This is a genomic window from Rhodanobacter sp. TND4EL1, from assembly GCF_054061035.1.
Genome location: NZ_JBSSDT010000004.1, coordinates 109,905 through 125,163 on the forward strand (window position 1 = coordinate 109,905; position 15,259 = coordinate 125,163).

The following is a 15,259-nucleotide window of genomic DNA, read 5'->3' on the forward strand; positions in this document are numbered from 1 at the left end:
CAGGATGCCCGGCAAGCGCCAAGCGGGGTGGCCTTTCTCTTTTGGTTACTTTTCTCTTGGCCACGCAAGAGAAAAGTGACTCGGTCGCCGAAGGAGGACGAAAGCTCTTCGCTCTAATGAAACCCGCCACCATTGATGAAACAAGAGCATCGCGCACAGGGTGCGCTCCTACAAAGAGCAGAAGAAGCGGCAGCGATCAGAGCCAGCGCCCATAACGGCGGATGTAGATCAACTTCATCAGCTGCGTCAGCACGCAATAGCTCACCAGGGTCAGCGCCAGCCAGGCGAAATACATCGGCGGCAACGGCATCATGCCGATCTTCGCGCCCAGTGCGCTGAACGGAATCAGCATGCCGATCACGATGATCGCGATGGTCAGGCCCAGCACCGGCGCGGCAGCAATGCTCTGCACGAACGGGATCCGTCGAGTGCGGATCATGTGCACGATCAGCGTCTGCGACAGCAGCCCTTCGATGAACCAGCCTGACTGGAACAGCGACTGGTGCGCCGGCGAGTTTGCGCCGAAGTAATGCCACATCAGCCAGAACGTGGTGAGGTCGAAGATCGAGCTGACCGGGCCGATCCACACCATGAAGCGGCCGATGTCGCCGGCATCCCACTTGCGCGGCTTGCTCAGGTATTCCTCGTCCATGCGGTCGAACGGGATCGACAGCTGCGAGATGTCGTACAGCAGGTTTTGCACCAGGATCTGCAGCGGCAGCATCGGCAGGAACGGCAGGAACGCGCTGGCCACCAGCACGCTGAACACGTTGCCGAAGTTCGAGCTGGCGGTCATCTTGATGTACTTCATGATGTTGCCGAAGGTGACGCGGCCTTCCAGCACGCCCTCCTCCAGCACCATCAGATTTTTTTCCAGCAGGATGATGTCGGCCGACTCCTTGGCGATGTCGGTGGCGGTGTCCACCGAGATGCCGACATCCGCATCGTGCAGCGCCGGCGCGTCGTTGATGCCGTCACCGAGGAAGCCCACCGTGTGGCCGAGCCGCTGCAGCGAACGCACCACGCGCGCCTTCTGCAGCGGCGACATCTTGGCGAACACGGTGACACGCGCGACCAGCGTGTCCAGCGCCGGATCGTCCAGTGCCTCGATCTCGCGGCCCTCGACGGAATGGGTGACGTCGAGGCCGACTTCGCGGCAGATCTTCCGCGTCACCGCCTCGTTGTCGCCGGTAATCACCTTCACCTCGACGCCATGCTGGTGGAGCGCGCGGATCGCGGTGGCAGCGGAATCCTTGGGCGGATCGAGAAACGCCAGGCAGCCGACCGCGACCAGCTCGTTCTCGTCAGCCACGCCGTAGGGCCGCTCATGCGCCGCCTCGCGCCGGGCCGCGACGACCAGCACGCGCAGGCCGTCTTCGTTGAGCTTGTGCGTCATCGCCTTGACCTCGCGGCGGCGCTCATCGGTGAGTGGCTCGGTAACCTCGCCGATTTTTGCGTACGCGCAGATCGACAGCATTTCCTCGACCGCACCCTTGCAGATCAGCAGGTGCGCGCGTTCCCCGTCGGCGACCACCACCGACATGCGTCGGCGCTGGAAATCGAACGGGATCTCGTCCACCACGCGGTAACGCCGGGCCGCCGACTCGAGATCGCGGTGTTCCAGCACCGCCTTGTCCATCAGGTTCTTCAGGCCGGTCTGGAAGCGGCTGTTGAGGTAGCCGTACTCCAGCGCCTCGTCGGACTCTTCGCCATCCAGGTCGAGGTGCCGCTCCAGCACGATCTTGTCCAGCGTCAGCGTGCCGGTCTTGTCGGTGCACAGCACGTCCATCGCACCGAAGTTCTGGATTGCGTTGAGTCGTTTCACCACCACCTTGCGCTTGGACATCGCCAGCGCCCCCTTGGACAGGTTGGCGGTGACGATCAGCGGCAGCATCTCGGGGGTCAGTCCCACCGCCACCGACAGCGCAAACAGGAATGCTTCGGTCCAGTTGTGCTTGTCCAGGCCGTTGAGCAGAAACACCACCGGCACCATTACCGCCATGAAACGGATCAGCAGCCAGCTGACGCTGCTGATCCCGCGGTCGAAACTGGTCTGCACCCGCTGACCGGACATGCTGTGCGCCAACGAACCCAGATAGGTCTGCGTGCCGGTCGCGACCACCACGGCGGTGGCGGTGCCACTGACCACGTTGGTGCCCATGTAGCAGACGCTGGGCAGGTCCAGCGGGTTGGGATGGCCGGCGTCACCGACCGCATCACGCGCGGGCGCCGACTTCTCCACCGGCAGCGATTCGCCGGTGAGGATCGCCTGGCTGATGAACAAGTCCTTCGCACCGAGCAGGCGCAGGTCGGCGGGCACCATGTCACCTGCCGCCAGGTGCACGATGTCGCCGGCGACCAGCTCTACCACCGGCACCTCGATCTGCTCGCTGTGCCCGTCCGAGGCGCGTCGCGTCACCGTGGCGGTATTGCGCACCATCGCCTTGAGCTTTTCGGCGGCACGGGTGGAGCGGTATTCCTGGGTGAAGCTCAGCAGCACACTGATGCCGACCATCACCGCGATGATCAGCGGGCCGACCAGATCCTCATGGTCGGTGAACAGCTGTACGCCGGCGAGCACCAGCAACACCACGATGAACGGGTTCTTGAACGCACGCAGCAACTGCAGCGACCAGTGCGGCGGCTTCTCGTGCAATACCTCATTGGCACCATCGCGATGCAACCGCGCCTCGATTTGCTCCGCGTCCAGGCCACGGATCGAGGTGTCCAGTTCGGCGAACAGGGTCTCGCTTGCGCTGAACGCGCGCGCGGCGACGACCACGGGTGCGGCACGGCCGGCCGCTCGCTGGGCCGGCGTGGAGGAAATCTTGCTCATGCGGCGTTTCCGTGAGGCGGAATATTGATATTGCGGAACGCGGCCGCTCGGGCTCGGCGTCTCGTCAGCGGGATGTCGCGGAGCAGGCCCTGTCGTGCCCGCTCAATCGCGTGTCATGGACAATCGGCAGCCGCCACGTCAAACCGGACGGCAGCCCACAGCCGCGGTGGAAGCTGGCGGAGGCCATGAAAAACGCAGGATGCCGACCATCATCCGCGCCGGACGCCGCGTCGATGGTGGCGGGAGGTTTTCAGGAACGAGGCCGGTTCGCGACGGACCGTGCTCACCGCTTCATGCGCCACGCGGGCGGCATCGGCAGCCGGCGGCAGCGGCGCGGGCACGGTCACCCGGAACCCGGACACGGGGGCGCCGCCACGAGCGACTGCCGTGAGCGGGCCTGCAAGGTGCAGACGGAAAAAATCGTGAAGGAGCTTCATCAGCCCATCTCCTCATGACAACGCCAATGGCGTCCTCAGGAGTGGGCCGGACTTTCCCTAGCGGAAAGCACCAGCCGACCGCAGGCGGTCGCCGCAGGCGTTCTTGTTGTTATGCGGCGCCGGCACCCGAAGCGAGCGGATGTCGACGTTGCGACTAGGGTAAACGTCCATATGCCTTGGTTAGTCAGGACAGAAAGCCAGCCGACGCAGCGCGCCGGAGGGCGCGCGCATTGTGGTGCTGCGCCGCGCAAGTGTCAATGCGCAATCGGGATCTTGCGTGCTCGGGTACGCCCTTGCAGCCCCGCTCAGATCACCTGCATCACCGTGGCCTGTTGCACCATCGGCTCGACCAGCCAGTGGTCGGCCAGCAGGAACGCAAACAGCGCCATCAGGTAGATGATCGAGTAGTTGAATACCTTCATCGAGTACAACTCGTCCGGCGGGTTCAGCAGGCGCACCGCGTAATACAGGAACGCCCCGCCCAGCACGGCCGCACCACCCAGGTAGACCATGCCGCTCATGCCGGTCAGCGCCGGCAGCAGGGTCACCAGCACCAGCAGCACGGTGTAGAACAGGATGTGCCAGCGGGTGAACACCACGCCGTGGGTCACCGGCAGCATCGGCACCTGGGCGCGCGAGTAGTCGTCACGACGGAAGATCGCCAGCGCCCAGAAGTGCGGCGGCGTCCACACGAAGATGATCAGGCACAACTGCAGCGCGTAGGGGTGCAGCGCGCCGGTGACCGCCGTCCAGCCCAGCACCGGCGGAATCGCGCCGGCGAGGCCGCCGATCACGATGTTCTGCGGCGAGGCGCGTTTGAGGAAGGCGGTGTAGATCACCGCATAGCCGATCAGCCCGGCAAAGGTCAGCACCGCGGTCAGCGTATTGACCAGCAGCACCAGCACCACCATCGACAGGATGCCCAGCGACAGCGCGAACACGAACACCTGGCGCACGTTGAGATGGCCGGTGGCCAGCGGCCGGTTTGCCGTGCGCACCATCACCTTGTCGATGCGCTGGTCGATCAGCTGGTTGAAGGCAGCGGCCGAAGACGACGCCAGCCAGATGCCCAGCGTGCCGAATACCAGAGCGCGCCACGGCGGCATGCCCGGCACGGCGAGGAACATGCCGATCACCGCGCAGAACACCAGCAGGGCCACGATGCGCGGCTTGGTCAATTGCAGATATTCGCGAAAAACGTTCATCTTCAGTGTCGCCCCAACGACTGGAACATAGGATCATCATGCCGGCGCTGCGTACTGGCCAGCGTGGCCAGCAGGGTGACCAACAGCAAGGCGGCGCCACCATTGTGTGCCGTCGCCACCGGCAGCGGCAGCCCGAAATAGACGTTGCTGATGCCCAGCATCACCTGGAGGGCCAGCGCCACGGCGATGGCCAGGCCGGCCAGGCGCAGGCCGCGCCGCGCCGCGCTGAGCGCCACCCAGCCGAGGTAGCAAAACACCACCAGGGCGCCGATCCGGTGCGCGATCTGGATCGCGCTGCGTGCGGCCATGTCGAGCACGCCGCCTTCATAGTTCACGCCGATGCCGCGCCACAACACGAAGCCCTCGTGAAAGTCCGTCGGTGGCGCCCACTGGCCGAGGCACTGCGGGAAGGAGCCGGGGCCGTAGCCGCACGCCAGCGCCGCGTAGTTCGCCGAGGTCCAGCCACCCAGCGCGATCTGGCAGAACAGCAGCACCACGCCGATCGACACCCAGCGCCGCAGCGCGGCGTGACGGTCGTCCACCGCCGTCACCCCGGCGAAACGCAACGCCGCCCAAGCCAGCAGCGCGAAGGTGGTCATGCCACCCAGCAGATGGCCCATCACCACTACCGGCTTGAGCAGCAGGGTGACCGTCCACATGCCCAGCATTGCCTGGAAGATGATCACGGCCAGCGCCAGCACGCAGATCTTCCACGCCCCGGGACGCGGCAACCGGATCGCCGCGAACGTGGGCAGCGCAATCGCGGAGGCGGCCAGCAGCGACGACCACAGATGTTCGCCGCGCATGTACAGAGCCACCCCGACCGCCGCGAACAAGGCGCCGGCGCACACCGCCAGCAGCGCGGCGCGGCGACGCCAGCTGGCGATCAGCGCAAGCACCAGCACCAGCACGCCGAGGGTGCCGGCGAAGAAGCGGTGCACTTGCTCGCGCCAGGCCTTGTGCGCCTCGTACGGTCGGTCCGGGAACGTGGCGTCGGCATGAGCCACCGCCTGGGCGTGCTGCGGCCAGGTGACCTGGCCGTAGCAGGTCGGCCAGTCCGGGCACGACAGGCCTGCGTTGGACAACCGCACGAACGCGCCGAACATCACCAGGCCGAACGCGAACACGGTCGCGAACACGGCCAGCCAGCGCAGCCAGCGCAAGCCGCGCGGCGACATCACTTGATCACCTTCTGCAGATCCTTGCGCAGGCCCGACGGATCAAACCCTGCCGGGTACAGCGACAAGGCGGTGCCGTTGGACTCCACCAGCACGGCGCTCACGCTGTCCGGCGTGGTCGGCCGGAAGCGCTCCAGCTTGCCGTCGACGTCCTTGCCAAGCAGCCAGTAGTTGCGCATGCCATCGCGCGCATCGTCCGCCGGCGGCGTACCCAGGTAGAGCAGGCGCAGGCGCGACTGGTTGCGGTTCAAGGTGACCCGCGCCGCGGCCATGCTGGTCAACGTGGCCAGACAATGACTGGCGCAGTCGGGGCCGGCCAGCGCGATCAAGGTCAGCCGCGGCTCACTGTCGCGCCAGGCGTAAAGCTTGCCGTCGGCCAACTGCACAGCCAGCTTTTCGGACACGAAATTGCGCTGCGGCATGATCGGCTCGCCATTGCCCTTGGTGCCGGGCATCCAGCCGCTCCAGGTGAGCAGCCCGGCAACGAGCATCGGTGCGGCGAACACCAGCGCGATCAATACCAGGAACACTCGGCTCTTGCGCACGGCAGCGGGATCGGCAGCTTTCATCGGACGTCATCAACCTTGGTGGAATCGGATTTGCGCGGCTTGCGCTTGCGATGCAGGACCAGAAGGATCACCACCGCAGCGAGCGCAAAGGTGAACCACTGGAAGGCATAGGCCCGATGCCGCGCGGGCGGCATCGAGGAAAAGTCGAGCGTGTGCACGCGCACGTAGATCGACGCCGGATCCGGATCCAACGCCAGCAGGTGCGGATAGATCGGCTGGCCCAGGTCGCGGGACACTTCCCCCGGATCCAGGAAAATCGTGGTTTTCGGCCAGCTCGACTGCTGCGTCAGCGCATCACCGCCCATCTCGAAACCCACCGGCGGTGGCGGCAGGTAAAGGCCATGCAGGGTCACTTCGCCAGTCGGCAACGACGGCAATTGCGGCGCCTTGCCGTTGCCGTTACCGGCCAGGAAGCCAAGGTCGACCAGCAGCAGGCGCGAGTCGCCAGCCAGCGCCAGCGGCGCGAATACCTCCACCCCGCCCATGCCATCGTGTTTCGGGTTGTCCAGCAGATACAGCCGGTCAGCGAGATAACGACCGCTCACCCGCACCCGCGCGAAGCTGTCCGCGGCCGGCGTGGGCGGCAGCGTCGAGAAGTCCTGCAGCGGCGCGGTGGCCGCCGCGGCATACCGTCGCAGAAGTGCCTCCTTGAAGTCCGCGCGGTGCAGTTGCCAGACACCCAGACGCACGAACAACAAGGCTCCGGCCACGGTCAGCAGCAACGCCCACCACGACGGACGGCGAAAGCCGCTCACGCCGGGCGCCTGCCAGCGACCGCTATACTGGTCATGTCGAACTGGATCGGATAAATCACGTGGAAACCATCTATAAAATTGCGCTGGTCGTGGTGCTGCTGGTGGTGATCTTCAGCCTTGGCCAGGCGCTGTACTTCATGATGAAAGACAAGGACGACGACCGGCGCACGGTGTGGGCACTGACTCGCCGCATCGGCCTGTCGCTGCTGTTCATCGCCATGGTCGCGTTTGGCATCTGGATGGGTTGGCTGCACCCGCACGACGTCGGCCAGTGATTGTACCGGTTGTGCCGACAGCGCGCTCCCTCGGTACGGTGCGCTGAATCCCGCCGATCCGGACACCGCTACCCACAAAAAACCCGCCGATGGCGGGTTTTTTGTGGTCTGTCTGCCGCACAACGCCTGCCTCTCGAAGAGTCTGGCCAGGGCGATGGCACGCATTCCCTCGCAGACCCAACGCTCGAGCGTTTGCCCGATGGTCGCGACAGGACGTCGCGTCAAATCAAAGAATGTAGACGAACATGAACAGGCCGAGCCAGACCACGTCGACGAAGTGCCAGTACCAGGCCACGGCTTCGAAACCGAAGTGATGGTCCTTGTTGAAGTGACCTGCCAGCACGCGGAACCAGATCACCGCCAGCATGATCGTGCCCAGAGTCACGTGCAGGCCGTGGAAGCCGGTGAGCAGAAAGAAGGTCGAACCGTAGACACCGCTGTGCAGGGTCAGATTGAGCTCGCGGTAGGCCTCCATGTACTCGTGGGCCTGGAAGTACAGGAAGGTGGCGCCGAGCAGGACGGTCAGGCCGAGGAACAGGAGGATCTTGCCGCGATGACCCGCGCGCAACGCATGGTGCGCGATCGTCACCGTGACGCTGGAGGTCAGCAGGATCATCGTGTTGATCAGCGGCAGGCCCCAGGCCGGCACGGTGCGGAACGCACCACCGATCCGTTCCGGACCGTTGCCACCGTTGGCGCCCCAGGAAGCCGCGTAATCACTCCACAGGAACTGGTGCGTCAGCACGCCATGGCCTTCGCCACCGAGCCACGGCACCGAGAACATGCGGATGTAGAACAACGCACCGAAGAAGGCACCGAAGAACATCACCTCGGAAAAGATGAACCACATCATGCCCATGCGGAACGAGGTGTCGACCTGGTGGTTGTAGCTGCCAGCCAGTGATTCGCGAATCACCGAGCGGAACCAGCCGAAGAACATGGCCAGCACGCCGATCACGCCGACGGTCAGCACGGTCTTGCCGAAGCCGGCTTCACCGGGGGCGGCGTTCAGCCAGTGTGCGGCACCAAATACGGTGATGAACATGACCACCGCGGCCACAATTGGCCACTGGCTCTTGGCTGGTACGAAGTAAGCGTCGTGCTGCTGACCCATGGTGTAACCCCGTGGATTTCTCTTGATGGCTCTACCCCGTCGTGCCGCCCGGGGAACTGCGTGCCGGCCGCCTCAGCGAACCGGAGAATGACTCTGTAGCAATCGCGACCGACTATTTCATCAACACTATCTGCACGAACGAAATCAGGAAGAAGAACGCCACGATCGCCACCAGTACCGTCACCGTGCGTCGCACGCCTTTGCGGCGCTGGTCGTCGCCATCGGCAGGCGGGTGATTCGTCATTTGCTGCTTCATGTTCCTGCTCATTCCTGCACGACATCCTGCCCACATGGCCGGGATGTCGTGAAAACCATCAGTCGTTCACGTGACCGTGCGCCAGCTCGTCGTCGTTGATCACCGGCGGCACTTCGAAGGTGTGATACGGCGCCGGCGACGGCACGGTCCACTCCAGACCCTTGGCCCCTTCCCACACGCGATCGGTGGCCTTCTTCTTGGAGAAGAACACGCAGTGGATCAGCACGCCGATGAAGATCAACTGGGTGGCGCCGAACAGGAAGCCGCCGATCGAGCTGATCATGTTGAAGTTGGCAAACGCCACGTTGTAGTCGGGGATGCGGCGCGGCATGCCGGCCAGGCCCAGGAAGTGCTGCGGGAAGAACAACACGTTGACCCAGATCACGCTGTTCCAGAAATGCACCTTGCCCCAGAACTCGCTGTACATGTTGCCGGTCCACTTCGGCATCCAGTAATAGGCGGCCGAGATGATCGCGAACAGGGCACCGGTGACCAGCACGTAATGGAAATGCGCCACCACGAAGTAGGTGTCGTGATACTGGAAGTCGGCCGGCACCAGCGCCAGCATCAGGCCGGAGAAGCCGCCGATGGTAAACAGGATGATGAAGGCCAGCGAGAACAGCATCGGCGTCTCGAAGGTCATCGAGCCGCCCCACATGGTGGCCACCCAGTTGAACACCTTCACGCCGGTCGGCACGGAGATGAGCATGGTGGCGTACATGAAGAATATCTCGGCACCCAGCGGCAGGCCGACGGCGAACATGTGGTGCGCCCACACGATGAACGACAGGAATGCGATGCAGGCAATCGCGAACACCATGGCCTTGTAGCCGAAGATCGGCTTGCGGGCGAAGGTCGGCACCACTTCGGAGATGATGCCGAACGCCGGCAAGATCATGATGTAGACCTCGGGGTGACCGAAGAACCAGAAGATGTGCTGGTAGAGCACCGGGTCACCGCCGCCGCCCGGGTTGAAGAAGTTGGTACCAAAGTACTTGTCGGTCAGCAGCATGGTGACCGCGCCGGCCAATACCGGCATCACGGCGATCAGCAGGAACGCGGTGATCAGCCAGCTCCACACGAACACCGGCATCTTCAGCAGGTCCATGCCGGGAGCGCGCATGTTCAGGATGGTGGCGATGATGTTGATCGCGCCCATGATCGAGCTGATGCCCATCAGATGGATCGCGAACACCACGTAGGCCAGCGAGTCGCTCTGCAGCGACAGCGGCGGATACATCGTCCAGCCACCGGCCGGGCCACCGCCCGGCATGAACAGGGTGGACAACATCAGGATGAAGGCGAACGGCAGGATCCAGAACGACAGGTTGTTCATGCGCGGCAACGCCATGTCCGGCGCACCCACCATCAACGGGATCATCCAGTTACCCAGGCCGACGAAGGCCGGCATGATCGCGCCGAAAATCATCACCAGCGCATGCATCGTGGTCAGCTGGTTGAAGAAGTACGGCTGCATCAGCTGCAGGCCGGGCTTGAACAGCTCGGCGCGGATCAGCATCGCGAAGCTGCCGCCGATGAAGAACATCGTCAGCGCGAAGATCAGGTACAGCGTACCGATGTCCTTGTGATTGGTGGACATGACCCAGCGCTGGAAGAAATTCTTCGGCGCGCCGTGGTGATCATCGTGGTGATCATGGGTGGCTGCGTAGGACATGGCCTTGCACCTCTAACCTGAAATATGAATGCGACTGCGAAAAAAAAGTGTGCGGACAACGGTGGGGCGAAGGCTCAGCCCTGCTTGCCACCGGCCGGCGCGGCAACCTGCGCGGTTTGCGGCGCCGCGGCGGGTGCAGCGGACTGCGCCTCCTGCTCGGCCAGCCACTTGGCGAAGTCCGCCTTGGATTTCACCACCACCACGATCGGCATGAAGCCGTGATCCTGGCCGCACAACTCGGCGCACTGGCCGCGATAGGTGCCCGGCGCGTTGAAGTTCGCCCACGCCGCGTTGATGATTCCGGGGATCGCATCGAGCTTCCAGCCGGTTGCCGGCACCCACCAGGAGTGGATCACGTCGCCACTGGTGATCACGAAACGGATCTTGGTGTCAACCGGGACCACCAGCGGCTTGTCGACATTCAGCAGGTAGGTGCTTTCGTCGCCCACCTTGACCGCGTACGGATCCATGCCCGAACCGAGCTGGCGGGTCTGGTCGCTCTGCGTGTCCAGCTTGGACATGAAACCGACCTTGTCGATCGACTTGCCCATGTAGTCAACGTAGTCATAGCGCCACTTCCACTGGTAGCCGGTGACCTTGACGGTCATCTGCGAACCGGTGGTGTCGGCCCAGCTGGTGAGACCACCGGTGGCCAGATAGGCCAGGGTGATCAGGATCAGCACCGGGATGGTGGTCCAGATGACTTCCACCATGGTGTTGTGCGACCACTTCTCGGCCACGGCGCCGCGCGACTTGCGGAAGCGGAACATGGCGACGAACATCGCGCCGAACACCAGCACGCCGATCACGGTGCACACGGCCAGCGAGATGTTGTTGAGATGGTAGGGCACCTGCGACCAGGTGCTGGCACCGCGCTCCATGTTCAATTGCCACGGACCGGGGGCGGCCAGGGCCACGCTGCCGAACGAAGCAAGGGCGAGGAACGCCGTTGCCATGATGGATCGCCTGATGCCGCCAGATGTCATGTCTTGCACCTTTGTTGAACCTACTTGCGCGGCTGGTTGAGTTCGCCCAGCAGCACCATGAGTTTCTTCGACAGCGCGACGCGTTCCTGTTCCGCAAGGAATGCGCCGATCTCCAATTCACGTCCATGCGATGTCAGCAACAGCCGCTGGCGCCCATGGCCCGGCTCCAGCAGCACGCGCACCCAGCAGGACTGGAAACGCGTGCAGCGCCTGCCCGGCAGCGATTGCACCTCCAACGACACGTCGTCGAGAGTGATGCGCTCACTACGGTCGCCGGCCCGCCAGGCCACGCTCAACGCGAAGGCCACGGCGGCGGATTCAACCAGGGCAAACAGCGGAGCGAACACATTCCCCTGCCAAGCCCCCAGTCCAGCCGTCATCAGCACCAGCGCCGCAAGAACCATGATCAATCGACGCAAGCCGCGTCGGCTTAGCGTGCGATTGGGCCTGAGCCACATCGTCACGCAGGGCAAGCCGGCGGTAGCTGGTCGAAGCACGATCATGGAGATCCGGCGTGCCTGGAACGCGGGAATGATAGGCCGCGGCGGCGCAACGGGCAAGAATGTCGCACCCCATTGACGTGGATCAATGTCTGACATGCGCCCGCGAATGGCCACGGCCGACCGCATCCGGGCCGATTCGTCACACAGGGCGAGGACCCGCCATGCCCCGTGAATTCCCCAAAATTCTCGGGGTCGGGCGTACAATCCGGCGTTTGCCCCATCCCCATTCACCACCCTTTATCGGCACGCCGTGACCTCAACCATACTCAGCCCCGAGCTACCGGCTCAAACCACGCCCGCCCGCGCCCGCATCACCGCTGCCTGGTTGCGCGACGAAACCGAAGCGGTCAATGACCTGCTCGACCAGGCCGACTTGCCGCCGGACGAACGTGAACAGGTGATCGAGCGTGCCTGCGCGCTGGTCACCCGCGTGCGCGCACGGGCCAAGGACCAGAGCGTGGTCGAAGCCTTCATGCGTCAGTACGACCTTTCCAGCGAGGAAGGCATCTTGCTGATGTGCGTGGCGGAGGCGCTGCTCCGCATCCCCGACAAGGCCACGACGGACAAACTGATCCGCGACAAGCTGGGTGACGCGAACTGGCGCAAGCACATCGGCCGCAGCGAGTCGCTGCTGGTCAACGCGTCCACCTGGGGGTTGCTGCTCACCGGTCGGCTGGTGAACCTGGCTGACACGGGCTACGACGACTTCAACGGCTCGCTGCGCCGGCTGGTCGCGCGCGTCGGCGACCCCGCCATCCGCGTCGCGGTGCGCCAGGCCATGCGCATCATGGGTCACCAGTTCGTCATGGGGCAGGACATCGAGAAGGCGCTCGATCGCAGCAAGAAGAAGGAGAACGCGGTCTACCGCTATTCCTTCGACATGCTCGGCGAATCGGCGCTCACCGCCGAAACGGCCGAACGCTACCAGCAGGATTATCGCAACGCGATTGCCGCGCTGGGTTCGCGCGGACCCTACGCCAACCACACCGACGCGCCGTCGATCTCGGTGAAGCTGTCGGCCTTGTTCCCGCGCTACGAAGTGGCCCAGCGCGAACGGGCGCGGGCCGCACTCACCGAAAAGCTGCTGGAACTCTCGCAGCTGGCGATGAAGCACGGCATCGCGCTATCGGTCGACGCCGAAGAGGCCGATCGGCTGGAATTGTCGCTGGACATCATCGGCGACGTCTTCGCCCACCCTTCGCTGGAGGGCTGGAACGGCCTCGGCATCGTGGTGCAGGCCTACTCCAAGCGCACGCCGTTCGTGATCGACTGGCTGGTCGAAACGGCTTTGGCCACCGGCCGGCGCTGGTACGTGCGACTGGTGAAGGGCGCCTACTGGGATGCCGAGGTGAAGAAGGCGCAGGAACAGGGCCTTTCGGGCTACCCGGTGTTCACCCGCAAGCCGAATACGGACGTTTCCTACCTGGCTTGTGCGCGGCGCCTGTTCAATGCCGGCACCCAGTTGATCTATCCGCAATTCGCGACCCACAACGCGCACACCATCGCCGCCGTGCATCAACTGGCGCAGGGGCGGCCGTTCGAGTTCCAGCGTTTGCATGGCATGGGCGTGGACCTGTATGCCGAGGTGATCGGCAAGAACCATCTCGACGTGCCCTGCCGCGTGTATGCCCCCGTGGGCACGCACGAGGACCTGCTGCCTTACCTGGTGCGGCGCCTGCTCGAGAACGGCGCGAACACCAGCTTCGTCAACCGCGTGGTGGACGAGAGCGTGCCTCCGCGGGAACTGGTCGCCGACCCGTGCCAGACGGTGCGCGCGTTCGACCACATACCGCATCCGCGCATCCCGCTGCCGGCCAATCTCTACGGTGAACTTCGGAAGAATTCCATGGGCGTCAACTTTGCCAACGACAACGAATTGAACGAACTGGCCGACGCGGTCAATGCCCAGCAAGGCCCCTGGAGCGCCGGCCCGCTGGTACCCGGTGCCAGCGGCAAGGGCGAGACGGTGCAGGTGACCGACCCCTCCGACCGCCGCCGCACGATCGGCAGCTATGTGTGTGCCGATCAGGCCACGGTGGACCAGGCGATGAGCAACGCCGTCGCCGCGCAGGATCGCTGGAATACCCTGCCCGTGGCCAATCGCGCCGCCATGCTTGAGTACGCGGCGGATCAGCTGGAAGCGCGTCGCGCCGAGTTTCTCGCCCTGTGCGTTCGCGAGGCCGGCAAGAGCCTGCCCGACGCGATTGCCGAAGTGCGCGAGGCGGCGGATTTCCTGCGCTACTACGCCACCATGGCGCGTCGACTGTTCGCCGAACCGGAGCAGTTGCCCGGTCCCACCGGCGAGACCAATCAGCTGTTTCTGGAAGGTCGCGGCGTGTTCGTGGGCATCAGCCCGTGGAACTTCCCGCTGGCGATCTTCATCGGTCAGGTCAGCGCGGCACTGGCTGCCGGCAACACCGTCATCGCCAAGCCTGCCGAACAGACCAGCCTGATCGGCTATCTCGCCACCCAGCTGCTGCACGAGGCCGGCGTTCCGAAGGACGTGCTGCAATTCGTGCCCGGTGACGGCGCCACCGTGGGCGCCGCACTGACCCGCGACCCGCGCGTCGCTGGCGTGGTGTTTACCGGCGCCACCGAAACCGCCTGGGCGATCAACCGCGCACTGGCGGCGCGTGATTCGCAGATCGCGGTGCTGGTCGCCGAAACGGGTGGCCAGAACGCGATGATTGCCGACTCCTCCGCGCTGCCCGAGCAGATCGTCAAGGACGTGATCGCCTCGGCGTTCCAGTCCGCCGGACAGCGCTGCTCCGCGGCCCGCGTGATGTACGTGCAGGAAGATATCGCGGACAAGGTGATCGAGATGCTGGCCGGCGCGATGGCCGAACTGAAGGTCGGCGACCCCGGCCTGCTGTCCACCGACGTCGGCCCGGTCATCGACGAAGACGCCAAGGCGATCCTGGTGGCCCATGCCGCACGCATGGACAAGGAAGCGAAAAAGATTGCGCAGGCACCGATGGATCCGGCGGCCACCGAACACGGTACCTTCTTCGCTCCGCGCGCTTACGAAATCCCCTCGCTGTCCATGCTCAAGCGCGAGATCTTCGGTCCGGTGCTGCACCTGATCCGCTTCAAGGCAAGCCAGCTGAAGGACGTGGTGGACGAGATCAACAGCACGGGTTACGGCCTTACCCTGGGCGTGCACAGCCGCATCGACGCCACCGTGCACTACATCAGCCAACACGCACGGGTGGGCAACTGCTACGTCAACCGCAACCAGATCGGTGCGGTGGTCGGGGTGCAGCCGTTCGGCGGCGAAGGTCTCTCCGGCACCGGCCCGAAGGCGGGCGGCCCGCACTACCTGCTGCGCTTTGCCGGCGAACGCACGCTGACCATCAACACCACCGCAGCCGGCGGCAACGCCTCGCTGCTGACCATCGGCGAGTAACCCGTCGCGGCCCGGGCCAGCGCCAGGGCCGCGATCGCGACAGCGGGCCAAGTTGTGCATCGCG

The 15,259-nt window shown here is 64.6% G+C and carries 13 protein-coding genes; 2 read left to right on the plus strand and 11 right to left on the minus strand.

Annotated features, from left to right (window positions below; all coding sequences use genetic code 11):
- Positions 1-196: 196 nt before the first annotated feature.
- The 6 genes from mgtA to ACVWWQ_RS14355 all read right to left on the minus strand — a co-directional run bounded on the left by mgtA (position 197) and on the right by ACVWWQ_RS14355 (position 6,980).
- Positions 197-2,836, minus strand: coding sequence for a magnesium-translocating P-type ATPase (mgtA, locus tag ACVWWQ_RS14330; protein WP_133951671.1), 2,640 nt, complete (start codon positions 2,834-2,836; stop codon positions 197-199).
- 209 nt (positions 2,837-3,045) lie between these two features.
- Positions 3,046-3,273, minus strand: coding sequence for a hypothetical protein (locus tag ACVWWQ_RS14335; protein WP_133951673.1), 228 nt, complete (start codon positions 3,271-3,273; stop codon positions 3,046-3,048).
- A 305-nt stretch (positions 3,274-3,578) separates the two neighbouring features.
- Entirely contained in the window at positions 3,579-4,478 is a 900-nt protein-coding gene (gene cyoE, locus ACVWWQ_RS14340; RefSeq protein ID WP_133951675.1) for a heme o synthase, read from the minus strand.
- 2 nt (positions 4,479-4,480) lie between these two features.
- Positions 4,481-5,656 carry a COX15/CtaA family protein gene (locus ACVWWQ_RS14345; RefSeq protein WP_133951677.1) on the minus strand — a complete coding sequence of 392 codons (1,176 nt, stop codon included), beginning with the start codon at positions 5,654-5,656 and terminating at the stop codon, positions 4,481-4,483.
- Positions 5,656-6,225 carry a hypothetical protein gene (locus ACVWWQ_RS14350; RefSeq protein WP_099654391.1) on the minus strand — a complete coding sequence of 190 codons (570 nt, stop codon included), beginning with the start codon at positions 6,223-6,225 and terminating at the stop codon, positions 5,656-5,658. The genes ACVWWQ_RS14345 and ACVWWQ_RS14350 overlap by 1 nt, the downstream gene beginning before the upstream one ends.
- Positions 6,222-6,980: an SURF1 family protein gene (locus ACVWWQ_RS14355; protein WP_133951679.1), complete on the minus strand. Its 759-nt coding sequence runs from the start codon at positions 6,978-6,980 to the stop codon at positions 6,222-6,224. The genes ACVWWQ_RS14350 and ACVWWQ_RS14355 overlap by 4 nt, the downstream gene beginning before the upstream one ends.
- Before the next feature lie 59 nt (positions 6,981-7,039).
- Here ACVWWQ_RS14355 and ACVWWQ_RS14360 point away from each other — a divergent pair, with 59 nt between their 5' ends.
- Entirely contained in the window at positions 7,040-7,255 is a 216-nt protein-coding gene (locus tag ACVWWQ_RS14360; protein ID WP_099654393.1) for a twin transmembrane helix small protein, read from the plus strand.
- A gap of 226 nt (positions 7,256-7,481) precedes the next feature.
- Here the strand turns inward: ACVWWQ_RS14360 and ACVWWQ_RS14365 are convergent, their stop codons facing one another.
- From ACVWWQ_RS14365 to ACVWWQ_RS14385, 5 genes are all read right to left on the minus strand, one after another.
- Positions 7,482-8,369 (minus strand): cytochrome c oxidase subunit 3, encoded by an 888-nt coding sequence (locus ACVWWQ_RS14365; RefSeq protein WP_133951681.1) that lies wholly within the window; start codon positions 8,367-8,369, stop codon positions 7,482-7,484.
- A 112-nt stretch (positions 8,370-8,481) separates the two neighbouring features.
- A complete protein-coding gene (locus tag ACVWWQ_RS14370; protein ID WP_166669779.1) occupies positions 8,482-8,625 on the minus strand; it encodes a hypothetical protein in 144 nt (47 codons plus the stop codon).
- A gap of 58 nt (positions 8,626-8,683) precedes the next feature.
- Entirely contained in the window at positions 8,684-10,300 is a 1,617-nt protein-coding gene (gene ctaD / locus ACVWWQ_RS14375) for a cytochrome c oxidase subunit I (RefSeq protein WP_133951683.1), read from the minus strand.
- 74 nt (positions 10,301-10,374) lie between these two features.
- A complete protein-coding gene (gene coxB / locus ACVWWQ_RS14380; RefSeq protein ID WP_133951685.1) occupies positions 10,375-11,286 on the minus strand; it encodes a cytochrome c oxidase subunit II in 912 nt (303 codons plus the stop codon).
- A gap of 20 nt (positions 11,287-11,306) precedes the next feature.
- On the minus strand, positions 11,307-11,744 hold the full coding sequence (locus tag ACVWWQ_RS14385; RefSeq protein WP_133952039.1) for a DUF2244 domain-containing protein: 438 nt from the start codon (positions 11,742-11,744) through the stop codon (positions 11,307-11,309).
- 295 nt (positions 11,745-12,039) lie between these two features.
- On the opposite strand from ACVWWQ_RS14385, the gene putA reads away from it, so the two are divergent.
- A complete protein-coding gene (putA, locus tag ACVWWQ_RS14390) occupies positions 12,040-15,195 on the plus strand; it encodes a bifunctional proline dehydrogenase/L-glutamate gamma-semialdehyde dehydrogenase PutA (RefSeq protein WP_133951687.1) in 3,156 nt (1,051 codons plus the stop codon).
- The last annotated feature ends 64 nt before the right edge of the window (positions 15,196-15,259 follow it).

Bases quoted from the DNA above. Each gene is read 5' to 3' on its own strand.
- mgtA (WP_133951671.1), bottom strand. From the start codon at position 2,836: ATGAGCAAGATTTCCTCCACGCCGGCCCAGCGAGCGGCCGGCCGTGCC.
- ACVWWQ_RS14335 (WP_133951673.1), bottom strand. From the start codon at position 3,273: ATGAAGCTCCTTCACGATTTTTTCCGTCTGCACCTTGCAGGCCCGCTC.
- cyoE (WP_133951675.1), bottom strand. From the start codon at position 4,478: ATGAACGTTTTTCGCGAATATCTGCAATTGACCAAGCCGCGCATCGTG.
- ACVWWQ_RS14345 (WP_133951677.1), bottom strand. From the start codon at position 5,656: ATGTCGCCGCGCGGCTTGCGCTGGCTGCGCTGGCTGGCCGTGTTCGCG.
- ACVWWQ_RS14350 (WP_099654391.1), bottom strand. From the start codon at position 6,225: ATGAAAGCTGCCGATCCCGCTGCCGTGCGCAAGAGCCGAGTGTTCCTG.
- ACVWWQ_RS14365 (WP_133951681.1), bottom strand. From the start codon at position 8,369: ATGGGTCAGCAGCACGACGCTTACTTCGTACCAGCCAAGAGCCAGTGG.
- ACVWWQ_RS14370 (WP_166669779.1), bottom strand. From the start codon at position 8,625: ATGAAGCAGCAAATGACGAATCACCCGCCTGCCGATGGCGACGACCAG.
- ctaD (WP_133951683.1), bottom strand. From the start codon at position 10,300: ATGTCCTACGCAGCCACCCATGATCACCACGATGATCACCACGGCGCG.
- coxB (WP_133951685.1), bottom strand. From the start codon at position 11,286: ATGACATCTGGCGGCATCAGGCGATCCATCATGGCAACGGCGTTCCTC.
- ACVWWQ_RS14385 (WP_133952039.1), bottom strand. From the start codon at position 11,744: ATGTGGCTCAGGCCCAATCGCACGCTAAGCCGACGCGGCTTGCGTCGA.